Genomic DNA, 23790 nt, shown 5'->3' on the forward strand with positions numbered 1-23790 from the left:
CGGACCACGATAAAACATAACGTCTTTACTCATGTTTTATCCGCAAGGGAAGCCGGTTGACCAAGTATGGGGCTCAGCGGAGGATAACGCGATCCCGGCCGGACTTTTTGGCGTCATAAAGGGCATTATCGGCGCGCGAGATCGCCGAGCCGACACTTTCGGTCCCCTCGCAGATCGCGCCGCCCACGCTCACCGTCACCTTCAGCGTGTCCGTGTCGATGATGAAAGGCTCAGCCCCGACGACCTGCCGCAGCCGTTCGGCAATGGCACGGACCGAGGCATGATCCGGGCGGTGGAGCACGACGGCGAATTCTTCTCCACCCATCCGGCCGAAACGGTCCTCAGGGCAAAGCACGTCGCGGCACCGACGAGTGAACTCGATGAGCACTGAATCGCCGACGCCATGGCCATAGCGGTCGTTGATCGTTTTAAAATGATCGATGTCGACCATCAGGAAAGTGGCAGACGCGCCGCTCTTTTGGCACTCCGCATGGATACGATCCGCCTCTTCGAAGAAGCGACGGCGGTTCATAGCGCCGGTCAGAGGATCGGTATCGGCGAGAACCTTCAATTCCCTCGCGTAGCTGCGCTCACGCGTTACATCGATATACATATTCACGTTGAAATTGCCGATCGTGCGGTGGCGGAACTGGATCGTCCGCGTCTCACCGCTCGCCGTCGTCACATCGAGGTCGAAGGGTGTCATCTCGCGGTTTTCCGCGCGAGCGGCCGCGAGGGACTCGTACCATTGCGTGCGGGCAAACTCGCGATAATCCGGATCCGGATAGACGAGCCGCCACCAGTCCTCGATATTTGAAATCTCGTCCTGTGTATAACCGAACAGGGCCTTAAAGGTCGAATTGGCGAACTGAATCTGGTCGTCGGTGCCGGAGATCTCAAAACCGAACGGCAGCCAGTTGAGCAGCGAGATGACGTTTTCCTGCCAGCCGGCAAGCGTCACGGACCCCTGCGGCGGCGCATCGAGGAAGGTGAAGAGACGCAGGATCTCGCCTTCCACCGCAACCTTGGTGACCTGTACCATAAGCATGCGCTCCCGGCCCTGCACCTGGGCGCGGATCAGGAAAGGCTCGCCGGGAACGCCGACAGGTGCCACGCTCCAGATCTGGCCGAGCATCAGGGTCGCTTCCTGGCCGACCAGTTCCTCGACCGAACAACCGCCAAAGCCCTCGAGGCCGCGGCCGAATAGGATCGCGGCGTTGGCATTCGCATAGCGCACCGAAAGCGTCTGCTTTTCCATGAGCACGAGCGGTGCGCCAACGCAGTTCATCCAGAAGTCCACCTCCCGGCGCGACCTGCGCGAATGGGTCTCATCCGGTGACGGGGAGATCGGAACTGCGGTGTCAGGCATGCTCATGTGCTTGCTACTCGCTACACGAATAAGGTGTGGTCATTACACCATCCGCGAGAGGCTAGTGGCTCGGCGTAAGGATTTGGTTTACGCGGCGTGAGCACGTCATGGCGCGGCGACATAATTGCTTCATGGTGCATAGAAGCTTCAGATAGGAGGGTCGAGCCGTGCTGGAAACATGTCACGTCCGCCCCATTTTTAGCACCACTAAAAAAACCATTTGACAACGCCGCTACCTTTCTCACTATTGAAGTAATACTAAAAAAACCCGGCGAGTACGATGACAAGCTCTGCAAAGCAACCGGCGGCCGAGACGCAGGCGGTGGGTGCGCGTCTGCGCGCCTGCAGGCGAGCCCTGAAGATGACCTTGCAGGAGGTAGCGGATGCCGCCGGCTTCTCGGTCGGCTTCATCTCGCAGATCGAGCGCGGCATCACCATTCCGTCGCTGACGTCGCTCGTCGCCGTCTGCCGCGCCCTCAATGCCGATGTCGGCTCATTCTTCCAGCCGCCGCGTTTGGAAACACCGATCACCCGGCACGACGGACGTGCCGTCTATGGTCTCGGCGGCACGCCGGACAGCGCAATCACCTATGAACGACTTTCCGCCTCCTTCCCCGGCAGCGTCCTGTGCTCGACGCTCATCCACGCGCCGCCGGGCTTTCACAGCGAGCCCATGTCGCACGAGGGCGAGGAGATCTATTTCATCGTCGAGGGCGCGCTGACCATCGAGATCGACGGTGAGCACACCATTCTAGAAGCCGGCGATTCCGCCCATTTCCTCTCGACGCTGACGCACACGACCTGGAACCATACGAGCTCGCCGACGACGATCTTCCATACCTGCACCATGGACGTCTTCGGCGCCGCCGAAGCGGCGGGCCGGACACCCGCAAGCTTCGTCGTCAAACGCAAATCCCCCTTTTCCGACACTCCGTAATCGCAAGGACAGATCATGACCGAACAGACCGCCACGCGCCTGAAGGCGCTGCGCCAGCGCATGGCCGATACCGGCACCGGCCTCGTCGCCGTCGCGCCCGGCTCCCATATGGACTGGGTGCTGGGCTTCCACCCGCATCCCGACGAGCGGCCGTGCCTGCTGTTGATCGGCCCGGAAAAGGAGGCCTTCCTGATGCCGGCGCTGAATGCCGAGGGCACGCGCGAATTCACCGATATCGCCTTTCACAACTGGGCCGACGACCAAGGTCCGGCCGCCGCCCTCGCCGCAGCGCTCGCCGATATCGGCGCGGAAGCTCCCGGCCTTGTCGCGCTGGACGAAACCATGCGCGCGGATTTCGCACTGCTGCTGCTCGACGCGCTGCCGGTCGAAACGCGCCGCGACTTCACGCCCGCGACGCTCGGCGGTATTCGCATGCGCAAGGACGGCGCGGAATACGCCAAGCTGAAGATGAATGCCGGTATCGCCGACCGCGCCATGCAGGCCGCCTTCGCCGCTATCCGCCCCGGCATGACGGAGAAGGAGGTCGCCGCCGAGATCCGCGCGCATTTCTCCTCGGAAGGCGCTTCGCCGCAGTTCTGGATCGTCGGCGCGGGCGGCAACGGCGCCTTCCCGCACCATTCGGCGAGCGACAAGGTCGTGCAGGAAGGCGAGGCCGTCGTCATCGACATTGGCGGTCGCAAGGACGGTTTTCCCTCCGACATGACGCGCATGGCCGTCATCGGCACGGCACCGGAAGGCTATGGCGAAATCCACGCCATCGTCGAAAAGGCCGTGCAGGCGGCGTTGAAGGCGGCAAAGCCCGGCGCCCGCGCCCGAGACGTCGATGCCGCCGCCCGCACGGTGATCGCCGACGCCGGCTACGGCGATTATTTCGTGCATCGCACCGGCCACGGCCTGGGCATCGACATCCACGAGCCGCCCTATATTACAGCCTCCTCGGATACCGTACTGGAAGAGGGCATGGTGTTTTCCATCGAGCCCGGCATCTACCTGCCCGGCCGCTTCGGCATCCGACTGGAGGATATCGTGATCCTGCGCGCCGACGGCCCGGAAATCCTCTCCGCGCTGCCGCGCACCGTTCATGTCGTACCGGTCTGATTGTCAACGGAACGGGGCGGCAGGCGAGTGCAGCCCCGTCTACAAGTGCCGTTTTGTGAACAATGCGTTCTCGTGCGGCACCTTTCCAAGCCCGGCGCAATGCACCATGTTCCGTCCAACACATCTTGTAACGGACGCTGAGCGTCGAGGCGGACATCATGAAGAAAATCGGCTTTCTATCTTTCGGCCACTGGACACCCTCTTCGCAATCCCAGACCCGCTCGGCGGGCGATACGCTCCTCCAGTCGATCGACCTTGCGGTCGCCGCCGAAGAGCTGGGCGCTGACGGCGCCTATTTCCGCGTCCATCACTTCGCCCGCCAGCTCGCCTCGCCCTTCCCGCTGCTCGCCGCCGTCGGCGCGCGCACGAAGAAAATCGAGATCGGCACCGCCGTCATCGACATGCGCTACGAAAACCCGCTCTACATGGCGGAGGATGCCGGGTCGGCCGACCTCATCGCCGGTGGGCGCCTGCAACTCGGCATCAGCCGCGGCTCGCCCGAGCAGGTCATCGACGGCTGGCGCTATTTCGGCTACGAGCCGCAGGAAGGCATGAGCGACGCCGATATGGGCCGCCGCCACGCGGAGGTCTTCCTCGACGTGCTCAAGGGCGAAGGCTTCGCCCAGCCGAACCCGCGGCCGATGTTCCCGAACCCGCCGGGCCTGCTGCGTCTCGAGCCGCATTCCGAAGGTCTGCGCGAGCGTATCTGGTGGGGCGCCGGCTCCAATGCCACGGCCGTCTGGGCCGCCCAGCATGGCATGAACCTGCAAAGCTCGACCCTCAAGGACGACGAGACGGGCGAGCCCTTCCATGTCCAGCAGGCCGCACAGATCCGCGCCTATCGCGAGGCCTGGAAAGAAGCCGGTCACAGCCGCACGCCGCGCGTCTCGGTGAGCCGCAGCATCTTCGCCCTGGTCGACGACCGCGACCGCGCCTATTTCGGCCGGGGCGGCAAGGAAGAGGATTCGATCGGCTTCATCGACGACAAGACCCGCGCGATCTTCGGCCGCTCCTATGCCGACGAGCCGGACAGGTTGATCGCGCAGCTGGCTGCCGACGAGGCGATCCAGGAGGCCGACACGCTGCTGCTCACCGTGCCCAACCAGCTCGGCGTCGAATACAACGCCCATGTGATCGAGGCGATTCTGAAGCACGTCGCGCCGGCACTGGGCTGGCGCTGACAATCAAACGCGCTCGATGTCGCGGCGAAGCACGATGGAGGTCGTCAGGTCCTCCACATTGTCCATCGTCGCGACCTCGTCGCGCAGTTCGTTCAGTGCGTTGATCGAGCCGACTTCGACCTCGACCACGAGGTCGAGCTGACCGCTGACCGAGGACACCTTGCGCACCGCCGAAAAGCCGGCGAGCCGATCAAGCACGCCGATCGACGGCGTGCGCTTCAGCGTCACCAGCAGGAAGGCCTGGATCTGGCCGTCATCGAGCTGGCCGATATCCGCGCGATAGCCCCGGATGATGCCCGCCTTTTCCAGCCGCATGACGCGCTCGGTCGTCGCACTGCGCGACAGCCCGATGCGCCCGGCAAGCGACTTCATGGGGATGCGCGCTTCCTTCGTGAGGATGCTGAGGATCGTCCGGTCGATACTATCCGTGCCCTGCATGATGCCTCTCTCCGCTGCGCCGACAAGATGACGGTTATTATATACAGAGTGCCGGCACAACCGGCATAATGCCGGATGCACCAAAGCGCCGTCCATGCAAATCTTCGCCTCGAAAAGAGGATTGCCATGAACGACATGCTGAAGACGACCCCGGACTTTTCCCTCGACGCCGCAGCCGCCCTGCTCAAGCAGCACTATGGCCTTGCCGGCAAGCTCTCGCCCCTTGCGAGCGAGCGCGATCAGAATTTCAAGGTGGAAGCATCGGAGGGGACCTTCATCCTGAAGATCGTCAACGCCGCCGAGCCGGCGGTGGAGAGCGATTTCCAGACGGCGCTGCTCGCCCATCTCGGCGTCCATGCCGGCGATCTGCCGGTGCCGCATATTCGCCCGACGCTTTCGGGCGAAAGCCTCGCCACCACGACGAGCGCCCGCGGCACGGCGCACCGCGTCCGCCTCGTCAGCTGGGTCGAGGGGGAGCCGCTCGCCGAAACGGGCCGCAGCGAGGCCGCACTCGAATCGCTGGGGCACATGCTCGGCCGCTTCGACGCCGCCCTGAAAGGTTTCATGCATCCCGGCGCACTGCGCGATCTCGACTGGGATATCCGCACCGCCGGCCGCTCGTCGGGCCGCCTTTCGCATATCGCGGATACCGAAGACCGCGCCCTCGTCGAACGCTTCCTCAAGCGCTTCGCCACCATCGCGCCGCGTCTTGCGACGCTGCGCGCCGCCGTCATTCACAATGACGCCAACGACTGGAACGTGCTGGTCGATGCCGCCAACCATGACCGTATTTCCGGCCTGATCGATTTCGGTGATGCGCTGCATACGCCGGTCATCGCGGAAGTAGCGATCGCCTCCGCCTATGCCGGTCTCGATCATGCCGACCCAATCGGCGCCGCCGCCGCCATTGCACGCGGTTTCCATGCGGAATATCCGCTGCTCGAAGAGGAAGTCGATCTGCTCTTCGACCTGATTGCAGCACGCCTTGTCACCTCCGTCACCATGTCGGCCTCGCGCCGCGTCCACGCCGAGGACAACCCCTATCTCGCGATCAGTGAGCGCCCGGCCTGGACGCTGCTGCGCAAGCTCGACCGCATGAACCCGCGCTTCGCCACCGCCATCCTGCGCAAGGCCTGCGGCTTCGAGGCCGTGCCCGGCGCCCGCGTGGTGGCCGCGTGGATCGAGGCGAACCGCAAGTCGCTCGCCCCCCTCCTCGAAAAGCCGGCCGCGACCTACCCGGCCGCCCTCGTGCCCTATGGCGACCCGACCCACCCGATGACCGTCGCCTCCGCCGCCGAACGCCCTGACGAGGCGCAGGCGATCTGGGACGCCTATTGCAGCGAGACCGGCGTCGAGCTCGGCATCGGCCCCTTCGCCGAGGCGCGCACGGTCTATGCCGGCGAAATGTTCGTCTCGCGCTTCATCGAGGGCGCGCGCCGCACGCACCATCTCGGCTTCGACCTCTTCATGGCTGCCGGCACCAAAGTCTTCGCCCCGCTTGCCGCCACCGTCGTCAGCGTCGAGGTCGAAAAGGATCCGCTCGGCTATGGCTGCCTGATCGCGCTTCGCCACGAGCCGGAGGGCTGCCCGTCCTTCATCTCGCTCTGGGGCCATCTCGCCCATGAGGCCGTCAACCGTCTAAAGGCCGGCGACCGGCTTGAAGCCGGCGCGCTGGTCGGCGAAATGGGCGCACCGAAGGAAAACGGCGGCTGGGCGCCGCATCTCCACCTGCAGATCTCCACCGACACGACGCTGTCGGCCACCGAAATCCTCGGCGTCGGCGAGCCGCGTTATCTCGATGTCTGGGCGGAACTCTTCCCCAATGCCCGCACCTTCGCCGGTGTCGCCAGGGAATTCTTCGAGCGCCAGGGTCGCTCGCACGAGGAGATCGTCAAGAAGCGGCGCGAACTGCTGCTGCCGAACCTCTCCATCTCCTATGACAAGCCGATCAAGTTCGTGCGCGGCGAAGGCGTCTGGCTGATCGATGACAGCGGCCGGGCCTATCTCGATTGCTTCAACAATGTCTGCCACATCGGCCATGCCCATCCGGCCGTAGTGGAGGCGATGGCCAGGCAGGCCGCGACGCTCAACACCAACACGCGCTACCTGCACGACAACATCGTCGCCTATGCCGAGCGCCTGACGGCAACGCTGCCGAAGGAGCTGACGGTCGCCGGCTTCGTCAACAGCGGCTCGGAGGCCAACAGCCTGGCGCTGCGCATGATGCGCGCCCATACCGGCCGCGAAAACGCCATCACGCTCGACTGGTCCTATCACGGCACGACGCAGGAGCTGATCGACATCAGCCCCTACAAGTTCCGCCGCAAGGGCGGCAAGGGACCGAAGCCGCATATCCATATCGCCGCCGTGCCGGACAGCTACCGCGCGCCGGCGGACTGGCCTCTCGAAGAGCATGGCAAGTGCTTCGCCGAAAGCGTCGCCGAGCAGATCGCCGTCATGAAGGCCAAGGGCGAGGGTCCGGGCTTCTTCATCGCCGAATCCATCCCGAGCGTCGCCGGCCAGGTCTTCCTGCCGGAGGGGTATCTCAAGGAGGTCTACCGGCTGGTGCGTGAGGCGGGCGGTGTCTGCATCGCCGACGAAGTACAGGTCGGTTTCGGCCGTGTCGGCAGCCATTGGTGGGCCTTCGAGACGCAAGGCGTCGTGCCCGACATCGTCACCATGGGCAAGCCGATCGGCGACGGCCATCCGCTCGCCGCCGTCGTCACGACCCGCGAGGTCACCGACAGCTTCAACAACGGCATGGAATATTTCAACACCTTCGGCGGCAACCCGGTCTCCTGCGCCGTCGGCCTTGCCGTGCTTGATGTCATCGAGGGCCAGGACCTGCGCGGCAATGCGCTCGCCGTCGGCAACTACCTGATGGACGCCTTCCGCGACATGCAGACGCGTTACCAGGCGATCGGCGACGTGCGCGGCCTTGGCCTCTTCCTCGGCATCGAGCTCGTCACGGATCGCAAGACGAAGGCGCCCGCCACCGAGTTCGCCCGCGCCGTCTCCAACGGCGCACGCCGCCGCGGTGTGCTGATGGGCACCGAAGGCCCACATGACAACGTGCTGAAGATGCGCCCGCCGATGATCTTCTCGAAGCGCGACGCCGATCACCTCATCGCCGTGCTCGAGGAAACCTTCGCCGACGTCGAAAAGACGCTCGGCTAAGGCCTGAAACACCACATTTTCAAACCTGTCAGCCGGGGGAGCGTTCTCCCGGCCGGGAAGACGCATGCCAAAAAACCAATCAAGGAGGAGAACACCATGAAGACGACAATTCTGGCCCTCGCGGCCGCAGCCTTTGCCGCCGGCACCGCCCATGCCGGCACGGTCGATGTCATCAAGGAGCGCGGCGAAGTGCGCTGCGGCGTCAGCCAGGGCGTGCTCGGATTTTCCGTACCGGACAAGAACGGCGTCTGGGGCGGCTTCGACGTCGATTTCTGCCGGGCGGTAGCTGCCGCCACCCTCGGCAACCCGGACAAGGTGGCCTATGTGCCGCTGTCCACCAAGGACCGCTTCACGGCGCTGCAATCGGGTGAAGTCGATCTTCTCTCGCGCCAGACGACCTGGACCTTATCGCGCGACACCGATCTCGGCATGAGCTTCGTCGGCGTCAACTACTATGACGGCCAGGCCTTCATGGTGAACAAGGAGGTCGGCGTGAAGAGCGTCAAGGAGATCTCCGGCGCCTCCGTCTGCACGGAAACCGGCACGACGACCGAGCAGAACATGGCCGACTATTTCAGCGCCAACAAGATCGAATACCAGGTCATCGCCTTCGAAAAGCCGGACCAGACGATCCAGGCCTTCAACACCGGCCGTTGCGACGTCTATTCGACGGATGCCTCCGCCCTCTACGCCCAGCGCCTGACGCTGAACGATCCCGACCGTTTCGTCGTGCTGCCCGAAGTCATCTCCAAGGAGCCGCTCGGCCCGGCCGTGCGCCAGGGCGACGACCAATGGTTCAAGGTCGTGCGCTGGACGCTGTTTGCGCTGATCGAGGCCGAGGAAATGGGCATCACCAAGGAAAATGCCGCTTCGCTTCTCGAAAGCGGCACGGTCGCGCAGAAACGCTTCCTCGGCATCGAAAACGAGGCCGGCAAGGCGCTGGGCCTCGATCCGAAATGGGCCTATCAGGCCGTCTCCGCCGTCGGCAACTATGGCGAGATCTTCGAACGCCATCTCGGCAAGGGCAGCCCACTCAAGATCGACCGCGGCCTGAACCGCCTGTGGAACGACGGCGGCCTGATGTATTCGCCACCAGCGCGCTAAGCCGCTCTATCGAAAATCGACGCCGCGGATATCCTCCGCGGCGTTTTCCGTTCAAGTGGCGGCGATCAGCCGGCGCGTGTAGGGATGGACGGGCGCTTCGAAAATATCGCGCCGTCCTCCTCAACGACCTCACCGAAATATATAATCAACACGCGGTAGCTCAAACATCCGTTTATTTCGTGGTCTTCAGCGTGCCGCCTAGTATCTGCTCAAGCTCGTGCGCCGACCACCGCCGCCATTTGTCATGGACCAGAAACTGGAGCTGGTTCGATCCAGACGCCCGGAGCCCTTGGATAGGGCATTATCGTTGAAGGATCTCAATATGTCGGCGGCTGAACACGGCTCTTTACGAGCAAGATCACAGCGGTACCGACGTCTACCACAGTGCAATGATGCCGGCGGGAACGCAGCAGGAGAGAAAGCCGAGTAAAAACATGGCAAAAGCATTTCTGTAAAAGTTGCATTCCGCTTATGGTGATCATGCTATTTCAACTGCATAATCCTAGCTTTATTGGAATTTTAGCTTTCAAAAAGATACGAATTATATTCCCGATTTTCCGATGCACGTGAAGCGCTGCGATTCCGCACTCGCAGTTCATCGTTGTGAATGTGGCCGGCCAATCTCAGCGCGTCTGGATTCGAGCCAGGACGGCATCGAGCCCGTGTGACAGGGCGTCTAGGCCACCACTGTCGCCGTACTCCGCAAACATATGCTCATTGAGGCCGCCCTTGGTAGAATACTCACGGCGGAGATCTGCCAGAGAGGTGGATGGATTGCGAAACGCGACCGTCGAGAGGCTTAGAAAGTGCTGTGCGAGATATCGACGCGCACTTTCTTGCGGCAGGCCCTTGGACTGCATCCATCCGACGATGTGATCCATGATTCCGAAATAGGAGCCCATCAATGCGCTTGCCACAGCGAGGATATCGAACTCCTCGATCGTCGCGCAGGCGACGGCCGTCCCCAACCGGGAAAAGAAGGCTTCAACGGCCGGGTCAGGAGGGAAGATCGTGGTAACGCCGCTACGGGTGGCAACGAATGGCAGCGGCACCGCACGCACGAGATTGACAGGAACGTCGATCAAGGCGCGCAGGGTCTCATGGTCGATCGTCGCGATCAGGCTGACAACCTTCTGGTTGGGCCGGAAACGGAGCGCGCGCACGACCTCTTCGGCGACATCAGGCCGGACCGCCAGGAAGAGCATATCCGCGACGTCGACCACATGCTGGTTGTCGGCAGCAACCGTCACCTGAGGCGAGAGCGCTGCTAGATGTGCGGCGGTTTTTGCGGAGCGGGGCGATACGAAGATTTCGGGTGCCGGCTCGGCTCCGGAGACGATACCCGTCACGATTGCTTCGGTGATCGTGCCGGTGCCGATGAAACCAAGCCGGAGCTCTGGGAATGCCATGAAAAGTCAATCCTCGACGGGATTATGAAAACCGGCCGGAAGCATGAAGCCCGACATTGACGCCGGCGGTTCCGCATGAGCCTCAGGCCGCGGCTTCGGGATCATCGAATGCGCCGCAACGACGGAGCGGATCGCTACGGGACGATAATTCCGCAAGAGGTCCGGTCGACACTCCTTCTCAGATGCCTTGCTGGTCATGCCCGTTCCTCCCCCTGGCATCACTGTGCCTCGAATTTCACCATTGTGCCACCACCTGTCGCCTGATCGGTCGGGAAGACTTCGACGCGGGCGACATCGACATAGACCGGCAGCGCGATCACGTCGTTGACGATACGCGCGATATGTTCCGGCTGGATCGGTCGGTAGCCGTCATAAAGCAGGGCCTGCGCCTGATTGTTGGCAATCGAGCTTCGGTAGAGGTCGGTCTGCACCCGGCCCGGCACGATCTCGCTCACCCGCACGGAGGTGCCGAGCAGGTCGCAGCGCAGGTTGTCGCAGAACAGGCTGAGACCCGCCTTTGAAGCGCCATAGGCTCCCATGTTCGGATAGGGCGCTTGACCGCCGCTGGAGCCGATATAGATGAGGTGGCCGCGCTTACGCGCCACCATGCCCGGCAGCATGATACGCGTCAGATGCAGCGGTGCCTTCAGGTTGACGTCGATCATCGCGTCGATCTCGGCGGGATCAATCTCGTGGAACGCAGCGCGGGTCGAAAGAATTCCAGCATTGTTGACGAGGACGTCGACCTCAACGCCATTGAGCGCTTCGGCGATTTGCGCGGTGTCGCGCACATCGGCCTGAATGGGGATAGCACCGGTTGCCGCCGCCAGCGCAGCAAGCTGCGCTTCATTGCGGCCGACGGCATAGACGATGAGGCCACGAGCGCGCAGCATGGGTACGATGGCCTTGCCGATACCGCTGGTGGCACCGGTGACGACGGCGATACGGTAGGCCTCAGACATAGATGTAGCCCCCGCTGATCACGACATTCTCGCCGGTGGCATAGGTGTTGCGGCTAGAAGCCATCATGACGATCCACTCGGCCATCTCGACGGGTTCCGCCGCACGGCCCAGCGCGCTCGCCTTGGCGAGTTCCGGCAGGAAACCAAGCTCCTTGGCGCGATCGGTTGCGAAGCCTGCCGGCGCTACGGAGTTCACCAGAATCTGATCTGCGGCACATTCCTGCGCGAAGGACTTGGTGAGGCTGACGACAGCGGCCTTGGTGGCGGCGTAATGGGCGTTCTGCGGATGAGCCTTGAAGGCATCGACCGAAGTCACATTGACGATGCGACCGGTCACCTCCGGTGCATTGACGAACTGACGCATATGGCGCACCGCCGCCACCATCATGTGATAGGTGCCCTTAATGTTGATGGCGTTTTCGAGATCCCAATCCTCATCCGAAATTTCGAGGATCGGCTTTCGCGGATAAATCGCCGCGCTGTTGACCAGCGCGTGGATGCGGCCAAGCTTCGTCGCCACCTCCTCGAAGCCCCCATGGGCCGTCTCTGCGCGGGCAATGTCGGCGACCGCGGTTGCGACCTCAGCGCCCATCGCTTCAAGCTCCACGGCGGAAGAGGCGAGCAGTGCCTCGTTGCGATCGATAAGCCCGATCTTCGCAGCACCATGAGTGACCATCAGACGGGCAGTCACCAGCCCCAGCCCCGAGGCGCCGCCGACGATGACAACAGACTGGTTTTTCATGTTCCGACCTCGCGATTTCGGGTTGCGTCGCCATATTGGCATGTTATCACTTATATGCCAACTTATATGAAGCACAAGCCCCCTTCTGGACGTCGAGATGATCCCTCGCCTTACCGCAGCCCACCTTGATGCGCCCCCCACAGTGGCGTTCCTTTCGCATCTGGCGAGCGTGGGCCTCGAAGGTGAAATTGGCCGAACGGCGGCGGAACGCAATGTCTTTGCTACAGATAATTCCATCTATCAAATAGAGCCCGAGGCCATCATATTCCCAAGGAATGCCAACGATCTCAAGCGCATAGCCAAGGCGCTCTCCCGCCCGGAATTTGCCGATATCAACATCGCCCCGCGCGGCGGCGGAACGGGAACGAACGGCCAGTCATTGACATCGGGCATCGTCGTCGATTGTTCGCGGCATATGAACCGCATCCTCGAGATCGACCCGGTGCGCCGCGTCGCCCGGGTGGAGGCAGGCGTCGTCAAGGACCAGCTCAACAAGGCGCTGGCGCCGCATGGCTTGTTTTTCGCACCCGAGCTTTCGACCTCCAACCGGGCGACGATCGGCGGCATGATCTCGACCGATGCCTGCGGCCAGGGCTCCTGCCTTTATGGCAAGACCAGCAATCACGTGCTTGGCCTGCGCGTGGTGCTGGCCGACGGCACCGATTTTCACTCCCGGCCCGTGCGCGAGGAGGAGCTGCGGGCGCTCCAGGCACGACGTGACCGGATCGGCGATATCTACCGCACGCTGGCACGCATCACCCACGACGATCAAGCCGAGATCGAGCGCATCTTCCCAAAACTCAATCGCTTCATGACCGGCTACGACCTCGCGCACGTGCGGCGCGGCGACGGCCTTTTAGATCTCAACGCGGTGCTCTGCGGCTCGGAGGGCACTCTGGCGATGATTGCCGAGGCGGAGCTGAACCTGTTGCCGATCCCGGCGCATGCCGCGCTCGTCAACATCCGCTACGACAATTTCAACGCCGCGCTGGAGGATGCCCGCAATCTCGTGGCGCTCCATGTCGCCTCGGTCGAGACGATCGATGAAACGGTGTTACGGCTGGCAAAAAGCGATATCGTATGGCCGCGCATCGCCACCTTTTTCCCCGACGACGCCGACGGGCCGGCCAATGGCATCAGCATCACGGAGATCCTCGCGGATACGTCTGAGGAACTTGCCGAAAAGCTTTCCGTCGTGACGGCAGCCCTGCAAGACCGCCCCTTTGCCGGCCGCAAGGGGTTTACGATCACACAGGGAAAAGCCGAAATCGAGGCGGTCTGGATGATGCGCAAGCGGGCGGTCGGCTTGCTCGGCAATGTCGAAGGACCGGTGCGGCCGGTGCCCTTCGTCGAGGATACCGCCGTTCCGCCGGAAAACCTTGCCGCCTATATCCGCGAGTTCCGGGCGGTTCTCGATCAGGAAGGTCTTAGTTATGGCATGTTCGGTCACGTCGATGCCGGCGTGCTGCATGTGCGACCGGCGCTCGATCTTACCCGCCCCGAACACACCGTACTGGTGCGCCGCATCAGCGATGCCGTCGTGGCGTTGACGCGCAAATATGGCGGTGTGCTCTGGGGGGAGCACGGCAAGGGCATGCGCTCGGAATATGTCCCGGAATTCTTCGGACCGCTTTATCCGCGCCTGCAGGAGATCAAGGCGGCCTTCGATCCCCTCGCGCAGCTCAATCCTGGCAAGATCGTCGCGCCGGCTGGCCGCACCCTACCGAAGATCGATGCCATCCAACTGCGCGGCACGCTCGACCGTGATATCGGCAATGACATCCGCGCCGCCTTCGACAACGCGGCCTATTGCAACGGTAACGGCGCCTGCTTCGATTTTGATGCGGACAGCCTGATGTGTCCCTCCTACAAGGCGACACGCGACCGGCGCCAGTCGCCGAAGGGTCGCGCCTCGCTGATGCGCGAATGGCTGAGGCGCCTTGCCGAAAAGGGTGTCGACGCGCGCCGCGAGGTCGCTCGGCGGCACCCATTCGGCATCGTGAACCGCCTGTGGAACAGCCTCAACCCCGCCAATCGCGACGATTTTTCCCATGAGGTGCGCGCGGCGATGGATAGCTGCCTCGCCTGCAAGGCCTGCGCTGGGCAATGTCCCGTCAAGGTCAGCGTGCCGTCGTTCCGTTCCAAGTTTCTAGCGCTTTATTATCAGCGCTATCTGCGGCCACTGAAGGACCCGCTGGTCGCCGCCATCGAAATCACCCTGCCGCTGATGGCGCGGATGCGGCCGTTCTACAATGCCATGGTCGGATCGCAGCTTGGCCAGGCCGTGATGCGCCGCGCAGGACTCACCGCACTGCCCCTTCTGCCACCCCTATCGTTGCGCCGAACACTTGCGGCCCAAAACGTGCCCGTCGCCACGCCGGCGCTGCTCGCGCGCCTCGATGCCGGGGCGCGTGCCAAGGCCGTTATCTTCGTGCCGGATGCCTTCACCGAGCATTTCGACCCGCAGGTGCTTCTCGATGCCGTGGAAGTGGCGCGGATGCTGGGACTGATCCCCCTCATTGCGCCGCCGCTGATCAATGGCAAGGCGCTGCATGTGCACGGCTATCTCGGCGCCTTCGAGAAGGCGGCCCGACGCACTGCCGCAGCCATCGACAGGCTGGCGGAGGCCGGCGTGCCACTGGTCGGCATCGATCCGTCCATGACCCTCACCTTCCGCAGCGAGTATTCCGGCATCGGCGCGAAGGGTCGTGTTCTCCTGCCGCAAGAGTGGCTGGCGCACCTCCTCGACCGCCTTCCCTCACCTGCTGTTGGTAAACACAGGCGCGTCCGTCTCATGGCCCATTGCACGGAGCGCACCAATGCGCCGGCGGCGGTTGGTCAGTGGAAGGTCGTATTCGAGAAATTGGGCATGGAGCTCGTCATCGACGACGTCGGTTGCTGCGGTATGGCGGGCACCTTCGGTCATGAGGTGCGCAACCGGGCGCTTTCCGAAAAGCTCTACGCCATGAGCTGGCAGCCCGCGCTGGCCGCGACGGACCGGGCCGATCTGGTCATGGCCACGGGATTTTCTTGCCGGTCGCAGGTTAAGTTGATGGAGGGAGTGAGACTTCCCCATCCCCTTCAGACCATCCTGAACGCTCTCAAGACCCCGCACTCTTCCCCTGTAGAGACATAGGACGTATGATGTATGACAAATTAGAGGATTAAGGGCGGAGGCTGTATCGGAATGTCGGTTATCACGCAGCGCGGCAATCTTGGGGAAATCGTCGTCGCGAAGCTGACCGAGCGTATCGATTCCGGACTTTATGCTCCGGGCGAAAAAATCCCGTCCAGCGCGCAGCTCTGCGAGGAATTCGGCGTTTCGCGCACCGTCATCCGGGAGGCCCTGACCTCGCTGAAAGTCGCGGGCCGTGTCATCACCCGCCAGGGGGCCGGCGCCTACGTGACGGAGAAGGATGCCAGAACACTGAATTTCGAAATCAGCCGCATCGACGATATCCGCTCAGCCATGCAGATCCTGGAGTTGCGGCTCGGCGTGGAAATGCAGTCCGTTGCGCTTGCCGCCCAGCGCCGCACACCGGAAGCCTTGGCCGAGATCGCCCGCGCCTTCGACCATATCGAAAACCTCGATACGGATGATGCCGAGGTCGAGGCCCGCGCCGATTTCGAATTCCATCTCGCCATCGCCAAGGCGACGCGCAATCCACACTTCCCGCGCTTTTTGGAAGCCGTCATGGGCGAGATCAATTTCGATCTTGTTCTCAAGCACAGCCAATCCGGCCGCTCCTACAATGCCTATCTGAAGAAGATCAACAAGGAGCACGCGGCGATCCTCGCGGCGATCACCCAGGGCGACGCCAAGACCGCGAAACAGGCGCTTTCCGCCCATCTTGAAGAAAGCCTCAACCGCTACCGCGCACTGCTCGCAGAGCCTGCGGGCACCAAGGCGAAGGACTGAACCGCACCCGCCCGTCGAAGAACAAGGCATCCTTTGACGAACGATCCTCTCGCACTGGCTTTCATCGCGGGATATCCCGGGTTTTTGCTCGTCGCTACAGCCTCGCGATAGCGCCGTTTCGTCAAGGATAGCTTGTCGATCGACGGAATTTCTTACGCAGGTCCGTGGCTGGGCCAGTCCTATACTCCCTCCAGTGGCGAAGAAACTTGCAGGCGATCCCCACACGGCAAGCGAACGGGGCGCAGATCGGGATGGAAACATCGCGACCTCCTGTTCTCCCGTCCCTCCAGGGGTAAGGCGCGGCAAAAGCCGGCATCTGCCCCTGCAATGACAAGAGATGCGGAACGCACCGCATCCCAATGAAGAGATTCATGGCTTAACCAGAGGGAAGCCCCGCACATGACACAGATTTCGAAATTCCTGGCGGCGACTGCCATCGCCACCTCTCTGTTCCTCGCACCGTCCTTTGCCGCCGATACGATCAAGATCGGCGTCGCCGGCCCCTATACAGGCGCCAACGCCACCTTTGGCGAGCAGGTCTATAACGGCGTGTCCGCCTATGTTAACGAGGTGAACGCGACAGGTGGCATCAACGGCAAGCAGGTCGAGCTCGTGAAGGGCGACGACGCCTGCGAACCCAAGCAGGCCGTGGCCGTCGCGAACCGCTTCGTCGATCAGGACAAGGTGCAGGCGGTGATCGGCCACTTCTGCTCGTCGAGCACGATCCCTGCCTCCGAAATCTACAACGACGCCGGCGTCCTCGAAATGACGCCCTCCTCGACCAACCCTGCTGTGACCGACCGCGGCTTCGACAACCTGTTCCGCGGCTGCGGCCGTGATGACCAGCAGGCCGTCGTCGCCGCCGGCTTCATCCTCGACACCCTGAAGCGGGACAAGATCGCCCTCATCCACGACAAGGATACCTATGGTCAGGGCCTCGTCGATGCCGTCAAGAAGACCATGGAAGAGCGCGGTGTGGAGCCGGTCCTCTATGAAGGTCTGACGCGCGGCGAACGCGATTTCAACGCCCTCGTCACCAAGATCAAGAGCACCGGCGCAAACGCCGTCTATTTCGGCGGCCTCATTCCGGAAGGTGGCCCGCTGGTACGCCAGTTGAAGGAACAGGGCGTCGACGTGGTCTTCGTGACCGGCGATGCCTTCGCCCAGGCCGAACTGGTCGCAGCCGCCGGCGGTCCGGCCAACCTCAAGAACGTCTACTATTCCGCGACCCCGGACCCGCTCGCCGACCCCTCGACGAAGGGCGTGCAGGATGCGCTGACCAAGGCCGGCGTGACGCCCGCCAATTATGTGCTCTACGGCTATGCCAATGCCCAGGCCGTCGTCGCGGCACTGAAGGCCGGCGAAGACCTCGATGCCCAGGCCGCCTGGCTGCGCGCCAACACGGTCGACTCCGCCATCGGCAAGATCACCTGGGACGAAAAGGGCGACATCAAGGACTTCAAGTTCGTCTTCTATAACTTCGACGACAAGGGAACCCCTGTCCTCGTGAAGTAAGGGCGATCCGCTCACGCCGGCCGGGCTATCGTCCGGTCGGCTCCGTGCCCAAAATTCAGGGGGTCCGCGTATGGATGTCTACATCCTCATCCAGCAATTGTTCAACGGCATCACGCTCGGCACGATCTACGGCCTGATCGCCGTTGGCTACACCATGGTCTACGGTGTCATCCGCATGATCAACTTCGCCCATGGCGACGTCTACATGGTCTCGGCCTATATCGCCGCCATTACCCTTGCCGTCCTTACCTTCTTCGGCATCCAGTCCGTGCCCTTCGCGCTCATCTCGGTGCTGGTGATCACCTGTGTCATCACCGCCGTCTACGGCTGGGCCATCGAGCGCGTCGCCTACCGGCCCCTGCGCGGCTCCACCAAGCTCGCCCCTTTGATCTCGGCCATCGGCATTTCGCTGATGTTGCAAAGCTATGTGCAGATCGCCCAAGGGGCACGTGACCAGGGTGTACCCACGCTGATCAGCGGCGCGTTCCGCTTCGGCGACGGTGTGCACTTTGCCCAGATCACCTACATGCAGACCGTAATCCTCTTCGCCTCGCTGATCGCCATGGGCATCCTGACCTATGTCATCAATCACACGCGGATCGGTCGCGAGTGCCGTGCGGTGCAGCAGAACATCCGCATCTCGGCCGTGCTCGGCGTCGACACCGACCGCATCATCTCGACCGTCTTCGTGATCGGCGCCGCGACGGCCGCCGTCGGCGGCGTGCTCGTTACGTTCAATTACGGTTCGTTCAATTTCTTCATCGGCTTCGTCATGGGCATCAAGGCCTTCACCGCGGCCGTACTCGGCGGCATCGGTTCGCTGCCCGGCGCGGTGCTCGGCGGCGTGTTGCTCGGCCTGACGGAAGCGCTGTTCGCCGGTTATGTCAGTACCGACTATAAGGATGTCTTCGCCTTCGCCCTGCTCATCATCCTCCTCTTCTTCCGCCCCTATGGCCTGCTCGGCCGGCCGGAAATCCAGAAAGTGTGAGGGAAGAGCCATGGAAACGACCCGCCTCCTCACGCTCGCCAAGCAAGCCTTGCTCACCTTTACAGTCTCGCTGATCCTGTTTGCGCCGATTTCCGGCCTTGTGCTGGAAGGTTTCTCGTTCCGCAACGAACTGACGCGCGCCGTGCTGCTTGCCGCGGTCGTCGCTGCCGGACGGGTTGCCTTGTCGCTGGTCGGCATGACGGCCATCGGTCGAAAGATCGCCAGCAAAGTGGCCGGCAACGGCAACGGCGTGACCGTCATGACCGGCACGGAAAAGTCACCCGTCGTCATCCTCGTGCTGATTTTCCTTGCCGGTCTCGCCCTCCCCTTCTTCGCCGACAAATACTTCCTCGGCATCGCGATCCTCGCGCTGATTTACTGTCTGCTCGGCCTCGGTCTCAACATCGTCGTCGGCCTTGCCGGCCTGCTCGATCTCGGCTTCGTCGCCTTCTATGCGGTCGGTGCCTACCTGCTTGCACTCGGCGCGCAATATCTCGGCCTCGGCTTCTGGAGCGCGCTGATCATCGCCCCCTTTCTCGCCGGCCTCTGCGGCATGATCCTGGCTTTCCCGGTCCTGAAGATGCACGGCGATTACCTCGCGATCGTCACGCTTGGCTTCGGCGAGATCATCCGCCTCGTCCTCAACAACTGGCTGGAATTCACCGGCGGTCCGAATGGCGCGTCCGTCCCGCCCCCGACGCTCTTCGGCCTTGAATTCACCCGCACGGCGAAGCAGGGCGGCGTGCCACTGCATGATTACTTTGGCATCCCCTACAGCGCCGACTACAAATTCTGGTTCATCTATCTCGTCCTGTTCCTCGTCGTCTGCCTCGTCGTCTATGCCGTCGAGCGCCTGCGCATGATGCCGCTTGGCCGCATGTGGGAGGCGTTGCGCGAGGACGAGATCGCCTGCCGTTCGCTCGGCGTGAACCACGTCTTCACCAAACTTACCGCCTTCATGCTCGGTGCATCGACGGGCGGGCTTGCGGGCGTTTTCTTCGCCGTTCACCAGGGTTTCGTGAACCCGACATCCTTCACCTTCTTCGAATCCGCGCTGATCCTTGCGATCGTCGTGCTCGGCGGCCTGGGTTCGACGGTCGGCGTCATCGCCGCGGCCCTCGTCCTCACCATTCTACCGGAATTGCTGCGCGATTTTGCCGAGTATCGCGTGCTGGTCTTCGGCGTGCTGATGGTGGTGATGATGATCTGGAAGCCCCGCGGTCTCGTGCGCATCCAGCGCCCGGCCTTCTTCCCAAGCAGTGAGCCGCGGGACGACACAGCGCCGCTGTCCGCGAGCCCGGAGGTTGCACGATGAACGCGCCGCTCCTGGATGTTCGCAATGTGACCATGCGGTTTGGCGGCATCGTTGCGAACCGCGATGTGAGCTTCTCCGTCGCGCGCGGCAGCGTCACGGCCCTGATCGGCCCGAACGGCGCCGGCAAGACGACGATGTTCAACTGCATCACCGGCTTCTATCGCGCCAGCGAGGGCCAGATCCTGCTCAACGGTCCTGCAGGGCCGCAGGATATCGGCACGCTAATTACCAGACCGGTCACTGGCGGTTCGCATCTGGTGACCCGTGCCGGCATCGCCCGGACCTTCCAGAACATCCGCCTGTTCAAGGAAATGTCGGTGGTCGAAAATCTCCTGGTCGCCCAGCATCTGGTGACGGCCAACAATCTCGTCAGCGGCGTGTTCCGCACGCCGGCCTTCCGCCGGGCCGAGCGCGAGGCCATCGACCGCGCCTATCACTGGCTCGGCGAGATGAACCTGACGGCAGACGCCAACCGGTTGGCGGGCGAACTGCCCTATGGCCGCCAGCGCCGCCTCGAGATCGCCCGTGCCATGTGCACCGGCCCGCGCCTTATCTGCCTCGACGAACCGGCCGCCGGCCTGAACCCGGCGGAAACGCACGAGCTTTCCGAGGTGATCCAGCGGCTTTGCAAGCAGCATGGCCAGACGGTGCTCGTCATCGAGCACGACATGGGGCTGGTCATGCGTATTTCCGACCATGTCGTCGTGCTCGACCACGGCGAGGTGATATCCGACGGCACGCCGGCGCATGTGGCGAATGATCCCGCCGTCATTGCCGCCTATCTCGGCGTCAGCGAAGAAGAGGTTGAGGCATGAGCGAAGCCCCCTTGCTGGAGTTCTCCGGCGTTCAAGCCCAGTACGGGCCTGTCGAAGCCCTCAAGGATGTTCACGTGCACATCTTCAAGGGCGAGATCGTCAGCCTGATCGGCTCCAACGGCGCGGGTAAGACGACACTGCTTTCTTCGATCTTCGGCGCACCGCGCGCCTCCGCCGGCAAGATCCTGCACAAGGGTGAGGACATTTCTAAGCTTGCCACCAACCGGATTTCCCGTCGTGGCATCGCGCTCGTGCCGGAGGGACGGCAGATTTACCAGGAGATGAGCGTCGAGGAGAATATGATGATGGGCACCACGCCCATCGGCATGGCGCATTTCGAGGAAGACCGGACGACAATGTTCGACCTCTTTCCTCGTCTGAAGGAACGGCGCAACCAGACCGCCGGCACCATGTCGGGCGGTGAACAGCAGATGCTTGCCATCGCCCGCGCCATGATGGCCCGGCCTGAGCTGATCCTCTTCGACGAACCTTCGCTCGGACTTGCGCCACTTGTGGTCAAGCGGGTGTTTGAGGTGCTGCGCGAGATCGCCAGCATGGGCAAGACGATCTTTCTCGTCGAACAGAATGCCAATCACGCGCTGAAACTGTCGCAGCGCGCCTATGTCATGGTCAACGGCCGCATCCATCTCTCCGGCGAAAGCGCTGCGCTGCTCGACAATGAAGACGTCCGCAAGGCCTATCTCGGCCTGCACTGAACGGAAAAGACGATGCTGCATAAAAACCTGATTGCCGGTGAATGGGTCTCCGGCGACGCTTCGGCGAACATCAACCCCTCCAACACCAACGACACCGTCGGTGACTATGCCCGTGCGAGTGCCGAGGATACAAAATCCGCCATCGCCGCCGCCAAGGCCGCCTTCCCGGCATGGTCGCGCTCCGGCATCCTCGACCGTCATGCCCTCCTGAAGAAGACCGGCGATGAAATTCTCGCTCGCAAGGAGGAACTCGGGCATTTGCTTGCCCGCGAAGAGGGTAAGACGCTGCCGGAAGCCATCGGCGAAGTCACTCGCGCCGGGCAGATCTTCGATTTCTTTGCCGGCGAGGTCCTGCGCCTGTCCGGCGAAGTCCTGCCCTCCGTCCGGCCGGGGGTCAGCGTCGAGATCACGCGCGAAGCCGTCGGCGTCGTCGGTATCATCACGCCCTGGAACTTCCCGATCGCCATTCCCGCCTGGAAGATCGCTCCGGCGCTTGCCTACGGCAACACCGTCGTCCTGAAGCCGGCAGATCTGGTGCCGGGTTCCGCCTGGGCGCTCGTCGATATCCTCCATCGCGCCGGAGCGCCCGCGGGTGTCGTCAATCTTGTCATGGGCCGCGGCAGCGTCGTCGGCCAGACGCTGCTCGACAGTCCGGACGTTCAAGCGCTCACCTTCACCGGCTCTGTCGGCACCGGCAAGCGCGTGGCTCTGGCCTCCATCGAGCACAATCGCAAATTCCAACTCGAAATGGGTGGCAAGAACCCCTTCGTCGTGCTCGACGATGCCGATCTCGCGGTCGCCGTCGAGGCAGCCGCCAATTCGTCCTTCTTCTCGACCGGCCAGCGGTGCACCGCCTCCTCGCGGCTGATCGTCACCGAAGGCATTCATGATCGTTTCGTCGCCGCGCTGACCGAGCGCCTGAAGGGTCTCATCGTCGACGACGCGCTGAAGGCTGGCACCCATATCGGTCCTGTGGTTGACGAAAGCCAACTGAAGCAGGATGCAGCCTATATTGATGTCGGCCGCGCGGAGGGCGCAAGGCTCGCTTTCGGTGGTGAACGGCTGAAGCGGGATACACCCGGTTTCTATCTTTCGCCTGCCCTCTTCACCGAGGCGACGAACGACATGCGTATTGCCCGTGAAGAGATTTTTGGCCCCGTCGCTGCCGTGATCCGAGTGAAAGACTATGACGAGGCACTGGCAGTCGCCAACGACACCAGCTTCGGCCTTTCGTCCGGCATCGCCACGACGAGCCTCAAGCACGCCACCCATTTCAAGCGCAATTCAGAAGCAGGCATGGTCATGGTCAACCTGCCGACTGCTGGCGTCGACTTCCATGTGCCTTTCGGCGGCCGCAAGGCCTCGTCCTACGGCCCGCGCGAACAGGGCCGCTATGCTGCCGAGTTCTACACCACCGTCAAAACCGCCTATACGCTGGCCTGAGGATCGATCCATGAAACTGCTGGTGCCCGTCAAACGCGTTGTTGATTACAACGTAAAGATCCGCGTGAAGGCGGATGGGTCAGGCGTTGAGCTTGCGAATGTGAAGATGTCGATGAACCCGTTCGACGAGATTTCGGTTGAAGAGGCGCTGCGTCTGAAGGAAGCCGGCAAGGCTGAGGAAGTGGTTGTGGTGTCGATCGGTCCTGCGAAGGCTGAAGAGACGCTGCGCACCGCGCTCGCCATGGGTGCGGACCGCGCCGTTTTGGTCGAGACGGACGACGCCGTCGAGCCGCTGGCGGTCGCCAAGATCCTCAAGGGCGTGGCGGAAGCCGAGCAGCCGGGCCTTGTTATCGTCGGCAAGCAGGCGATCGACGACGATTCCAACCAGACCGGCCAGATGCTGTCGGCGCTGCTCGGTTGGGCGCAGGCGACCTTCGCCTCCAAGGTCGAGATCGGTTCGGGTTCTGCCCAGGTGACGCGCGAAGTCGACGGCGGCCTGCAGACGATCGAGGTCAAGCTTCCGGCGGTCGTCACGACGGACCTTCGCCTCAACGAGCCGCGCTACGCCTCGCTGCCGAACATCATGAAGGCGAAGAAGAAGCCGCTCGACAAGAAGAGCCCGGCCGATTTCGGCGTCGACA

At 62.9% G+C, this 23790-nt stretch carries 19 protein-coding genes; 14 read left to right on the plus strand and 5 right to left on the minus strand.

Annotation, left to right across the window (positions count from 1 at the left end):
• Window positions 1-73 precede the first annotated feature (73 nt).
• Window positions 74-1288 carry a sensor domain-containing diguanylate cyclase gene (locus D0Y60_RS13100; RefSeq protein ID WP_158565479.1) on the minus strand — a complete coding sequence of 405 codons (1215 nt, stop codon included), beginning with the start codon at window positions 1286-1288 and terminating at the stop codon, window positions 74-76.
• Between the two features lie 361 nt (window positions 1289-1649).
• Here D0Y60_RS13100 and D0Y60_RS13105 point away from each other — a divergent pair, with 361 nt between their 5' ends.
• The 3 genes from D0Y60_RS13105 to D0Y60_RS13115 all read left to right on the plus strand — a co-directional run bounded on the left by D0Y60_RS13105 (window position 1650) and on the right by D0Y60_RS13115 (window position 4606).
• On the plus strand, window positions 1650-2306 hold the full coding sequence (locus D0Y60_RS13105) for an XRE family transcriptional regulator (RefSeq protein ID WP_117370380.1): 657 nt from the start codon (window positions 1650-1652) through the stop codon (window positions 2304-2306).
• A gap of 15 nt (window positions 2307-2321) precedes the next feature.
• Window positions 2322-3425, plus strand: a complete 1104-nt coding sequence (locus tag D0Y60_RS13110) for a M24 family metallopeptidase (protein WP_117370381.1) — start codon at window positions 2322-2324, stop codon at window positions 3423-3425.
• A gap of 158 nt (window positions 3426-3583) precedes the next feature.
• Window positions 3584-4606: an LLM class flavin-dependent oxidoreductase gene (locus tag D0Y60_RS13115; protein ID WP_117370382.1), complete on the plus strand. Its 1023-nt coding sequence runs from the start codon at window positions 3584-3586 to the stop codon at window positions 4604-4606.
• A 3-nt stretch (window positions 4607-4609) separates the two neighbouring features.
• On the opposite strand, the gene D0Y60_RS13120 is transcribed toward D0Y60_RS13115, so the two are convergent.
• The gene (locus D0Y60_RS13120; RefSeq protein WP_199564174.1) at window positions 4610-5044 is read right to left on the minus strand and encodes an Lrp/AsnC family transcriptional regulator; all 435 of its coding nucleotides are present in this window, start codon (window positions 5042-5044) and stop codon (window positions 4610-4612) included.
• 126 nt (window positions 5045-5170) lie between these two features.
• Between D0Y60_RS13120 and D0Y60_RS13125 the strand changes: the two genes are divergently transcribed.
• The gene (locus D0Y60_RS13125) at window positions 5171-8221 is read left to right on the plus strand and encodes an aminotransferase class III-fold pyridoxal phosphate-dependent enzyme (RefSeq protein ID WP_117370435.1); all 3051 of its coding nucleotides are present in this window, start codon (window positions 5171-5173) and stop codon (window positions 8219-8221) included.
• Between the two features lie 96 nt (window positions 8222-8317).
• A complete protein-coding gene (locus D0Y60_RS13130) occupies window positions 8318-9325 on the plus strand; it encodes an amino acid ABC transporter substrate-binding protein (protein WP_117370384.1) in 1008 nt (335 codons plus the stop codon).
• A gap of 623 nt (window positions 9326-9948) precedes the next feature.
• On the opposite strand, the gene D0Y60_RS13140 is transcribed toward D0Y60_RS13130, so the two are convergent.
• From D0Y60_RS13140 to D0Y60_RS13155, 3 genes are all read right to left on the minus strand, one after another.
• Window positions 9949-10734 carry a pyrroline-5-carboxylate reductase gene (locus D0Y60_RS13140; protein WP_117370385.1) on the minus strand — a complete coding sequence of 262 codons (786 nt, stop codon included), beginning with the start codon at window positions 10732-10734 and terminating at the stop codon, window positions 9949-9951.
• A gap of 218 nt (window positions 10735-10952) precedes the next feature.
• Entirely contained in the window at window positions 10953-11696 is a 744-nt protein-coding gene (locus D0Y60_RS13150) for an SDR family oxidoreductase (RefSeq protein ID WP_117370387.1), read from the minus strand.
• Window positions 11689-12438 (minus strand): SDR family oxidoreductase, encoded by a 750-nt coding sequence (locus D0Y60_RS13155; protein ID WP_117370388.1) that lies wholly within the window; start codon window positions 12436-12438, stop codon window positions 11689-11691. Before D0Y60_RS13155 ends, D0Y60_RS13150 begins: the two co-directional genes overlap by 8 nt.
• A 97-nt stretch (window positions 12439-12535) precedes the next feature.
• Between D0Y60_RS13155 and D0Y60_RS13160 the strand changes: the two genes are divergently transcribed.
• From D0Y60_RS13160 to D0Y60_RS13200, 9 genes are all read left to right on the plus strand, one after another.
• Window positions 12536-15574, plus strand: coding sequence for an FAD-binding and (Fe-S)-binding domain-containing protein (locus tag D0Y60_RS13160; protein WP_117370389.1), 3039 nt, complete (start codon window positions 12536-12538; stop codon window positions 15572-15574).
• Between the two features lie 51 nt (window positions 15575-15625).
• Window positions 15626-16357, plus strand: a complete 732-nt coding sequence (locus tag D0Y60_RS13165) for a FadR/GntR family transcriptional regulator (RefSeq protein WP_117370390.1) — start codon at window positions 15626-15628, stop codon at window positions 16355-16357.
• Window positions 16358-16756: 399 nt separating this feature from the next.
• Window positions 16757-17872, plus strand: a complete 1116-nt coding sequence (locus D0Y60_RS13170) for a branched-chain amino acid ABC transporter substrate-binding protein (protein ID WP_117370391.1) — start codon at window positions 16757-16759, stop codon at window positions 17870-17872.
• Window positions 17873-17942: 70 nt separating this feature from the next.
• The gene (locus D0Y60_RS13175; protein ID WP_117370392.1) at window positions 17943-18860 is read left to right on the plus strand and encodes a branched-chain amino acid ABC transporter permease LivH; all 918 of its coding nucleotides are present in this window, start codon (window positions 17943-17945) and stop codon (window positions 18858-18860) included.
• 10 nt (window positions 18861-18870) lie between these two features.
• Window positions 18871-20175 carry a high-affinity branched-chain amino acid ABC transporter permease LivM gene (gene livM / locus D0Y60_RS13180; RefSeq protein WP_117370393.1) on the plus strand — a complete coding sequence of 435 codons (1305 nt, stop codon included), beginning with the start codon at window positions 18871-18873 and terminating at the stop codon, window positions 20173-20175.
• A complete protein-coding gene (locus D0Y60_RS13185) occupies window positions 20172-20990 on the plus strand; it encodes an ATP-binding cassette domain-containing protein (RefSeq protein ID WP_117370394.1) in 819 nt (272 codons plus the stop codon). Before livM ends, D0Y60_RS13185 begins: the two co-directional genes overlap by 4 nt.
• Window positions 20987-21706 (plus strand): ABC transporter ATP-binding protein, encoded by a 720-nt coding sequence (locus tag D0Y60_RS13190; protein WP_117370395.1) that lies wholly within the window; start codon window positions 20987-20989, stop codon window positions 21704-21706. The genes D0Y60_RS13185 and D0Y60_RS13190 overlap by 4 nt, the downstream gene beginning before the upstream one ends.
• A gap of 12 nt (window positions 21707-21718) precedes the next feature.
• Window positions 21719-23149, plus strand: a complete 1431-nt coding sequence (locus D0Y60_RS13195; protein ID WP_117370396.1) for an aldehyde dehydrogenase family protein — start codon at window positions 21719-21721, stop codon at window positions 23147-23149.
• A 10-nt stretch (window positions 23150-23159) separates the two neighbouring features.
• A partial coding sequence (locus tag D0Y60_RS13200) for an electron transfer flavoprotein subunit beta/FixA family protein (RefSeq protein WP_147324526.1) occupies window positions 23160-23790 on the plus strand: 631 nt, incomplete at its 3' end.

Origin of the sequence: Shinella sp. WSJ-2 (genome assembly GCF_003432075.1) — a bacterium.
In the GTDB taxonomy this organism is placed as follows: Bacteria; Pseudomonadota; Alphaproteobacteria; order Rhizobiales; family Rhizobiaceae; genus Shinella.

Coding starts and splice junctions, on each gene's coding strand:
- D0Y60_RS13170 (WP_117370391.1), top strand. CDS start 16,757: ATGACACAGATTTCGAAATTCCTGGCGGCGACTGCCATCGCCACCTCT.
- D0Y60_RS13165 (WP_117370390.1), top strand. CDS start 15,626: ATGTCGGTTATCACGCAGCGCGGCAATCTTGGGGAAATCGTCGTCGCG.
- D0Y60_RS13195 (WP_117370396.1), top strand. CDS start 21,719: ATGCTGCATAAAAACCTGATTGCCGGTGAATGGGTCTCCGGCGACGCT.
- D0Y60_RS13185 (WP_117370394.1), top strand. CDS start 20,172: ATGAACGCGCCGCTCCTGGATGTTCGCAATGTGACCATGCGGTTTGGC.
- D0Y60_RS13115 (WP_117370382.1), top strand. CDS start 3,584: ATGAAGAAAATCGGCTTTCTATCTTTCGGCCACTGGACACCCTCTTCG.
- D0Y60_RS13110 (WP_117370381.1), top strand. CDS start 2,322: ATGACCGAACAGACCGCCACGCGCCTGAAGGCGCTGCGCCAGCGCATG.
- D0Y60_RS13155 (WP_117370388.1), bottom strand. CDS start 12,438: ATGAAAAACCAGTCTGTTGTCATCGTCGGCGGCGCCTCGGGGCTGGGG.
- livM (WP_117370393.1), top strand. CDS start 18,871: ATGGAAACGACCCGCCTCCTCACGCTCGCCAAGCAAGCCTTGCTCACC.
- D0Y60_RS13150 (WP_117370387.1), bottom strand. CDS start 11,696: ATGTCTGAGGCCTACCGTATCGCCGTCGTCACCGGTGCCACCAGCGGT.
- D0Y60_RS13160 (WP_117370389.1), top strand. CDS start 12,536: ATGATCCCTCGCCTTACCGCAGCCCACCTTGATGCGCCCCCCACAGTG.
- D0Y60_RS13140 (WP_117370385.1), bottom strand. CDS start 10,734: ATGGCATTCCCAGAGCTCCGGCTTGGTTTCATCGGCACCGGCACGATC.
- D0Y60_RS13190 (WP_117370395.1), top strand. CDS start 20,987: ATGAGCGAAGCCCCCTTGCTGGAGTTCTCCGGCGTTCAAGCCCAGTAC.
- D0Y60_RS13100 (WP_158565479.1), bottom strand. CDS start 1,288: ATGAACTGCGTTGGCGCACCGCTCGTGCTCATGGAAAAGCAGACGCTT.
- D0Y60_RS13120 (WP_199564174.1), bottom strand. CDS start 5,044: ATGCAGGGCACGGATAGTATCGACCGGACGATCCTCAGCATCCTCACG.
- D0Y60_RS13130 (WP_117370384.1), top strand. CDS start 8,318: ATGAAGACGACAATTCTGGCCCTCGCGGCCGCAGCCTTTGCCGCCGGC.
- D0Y60_RS13175 (WP_117370392.1), top strand. CDS start 17,943: ATGGATGTCTACATCCTCATCCAGCAATTGTTCAACGGCATCACGCTC.
- D0Y60_RS13105 (WP_117370380.1), top strand. CDS start 1,650: ATGACAAGCTCTGCAAAGCAACCGGCGGCCGAGACGCAGGCGGTGGGT.
- D0Y60_RS13125 (WP_117370435.1), top strand. CDS start 5,171: ATGAACGACATGCTGAAGACGACCCCGGACTTTTCCCTCGACGCCGCA.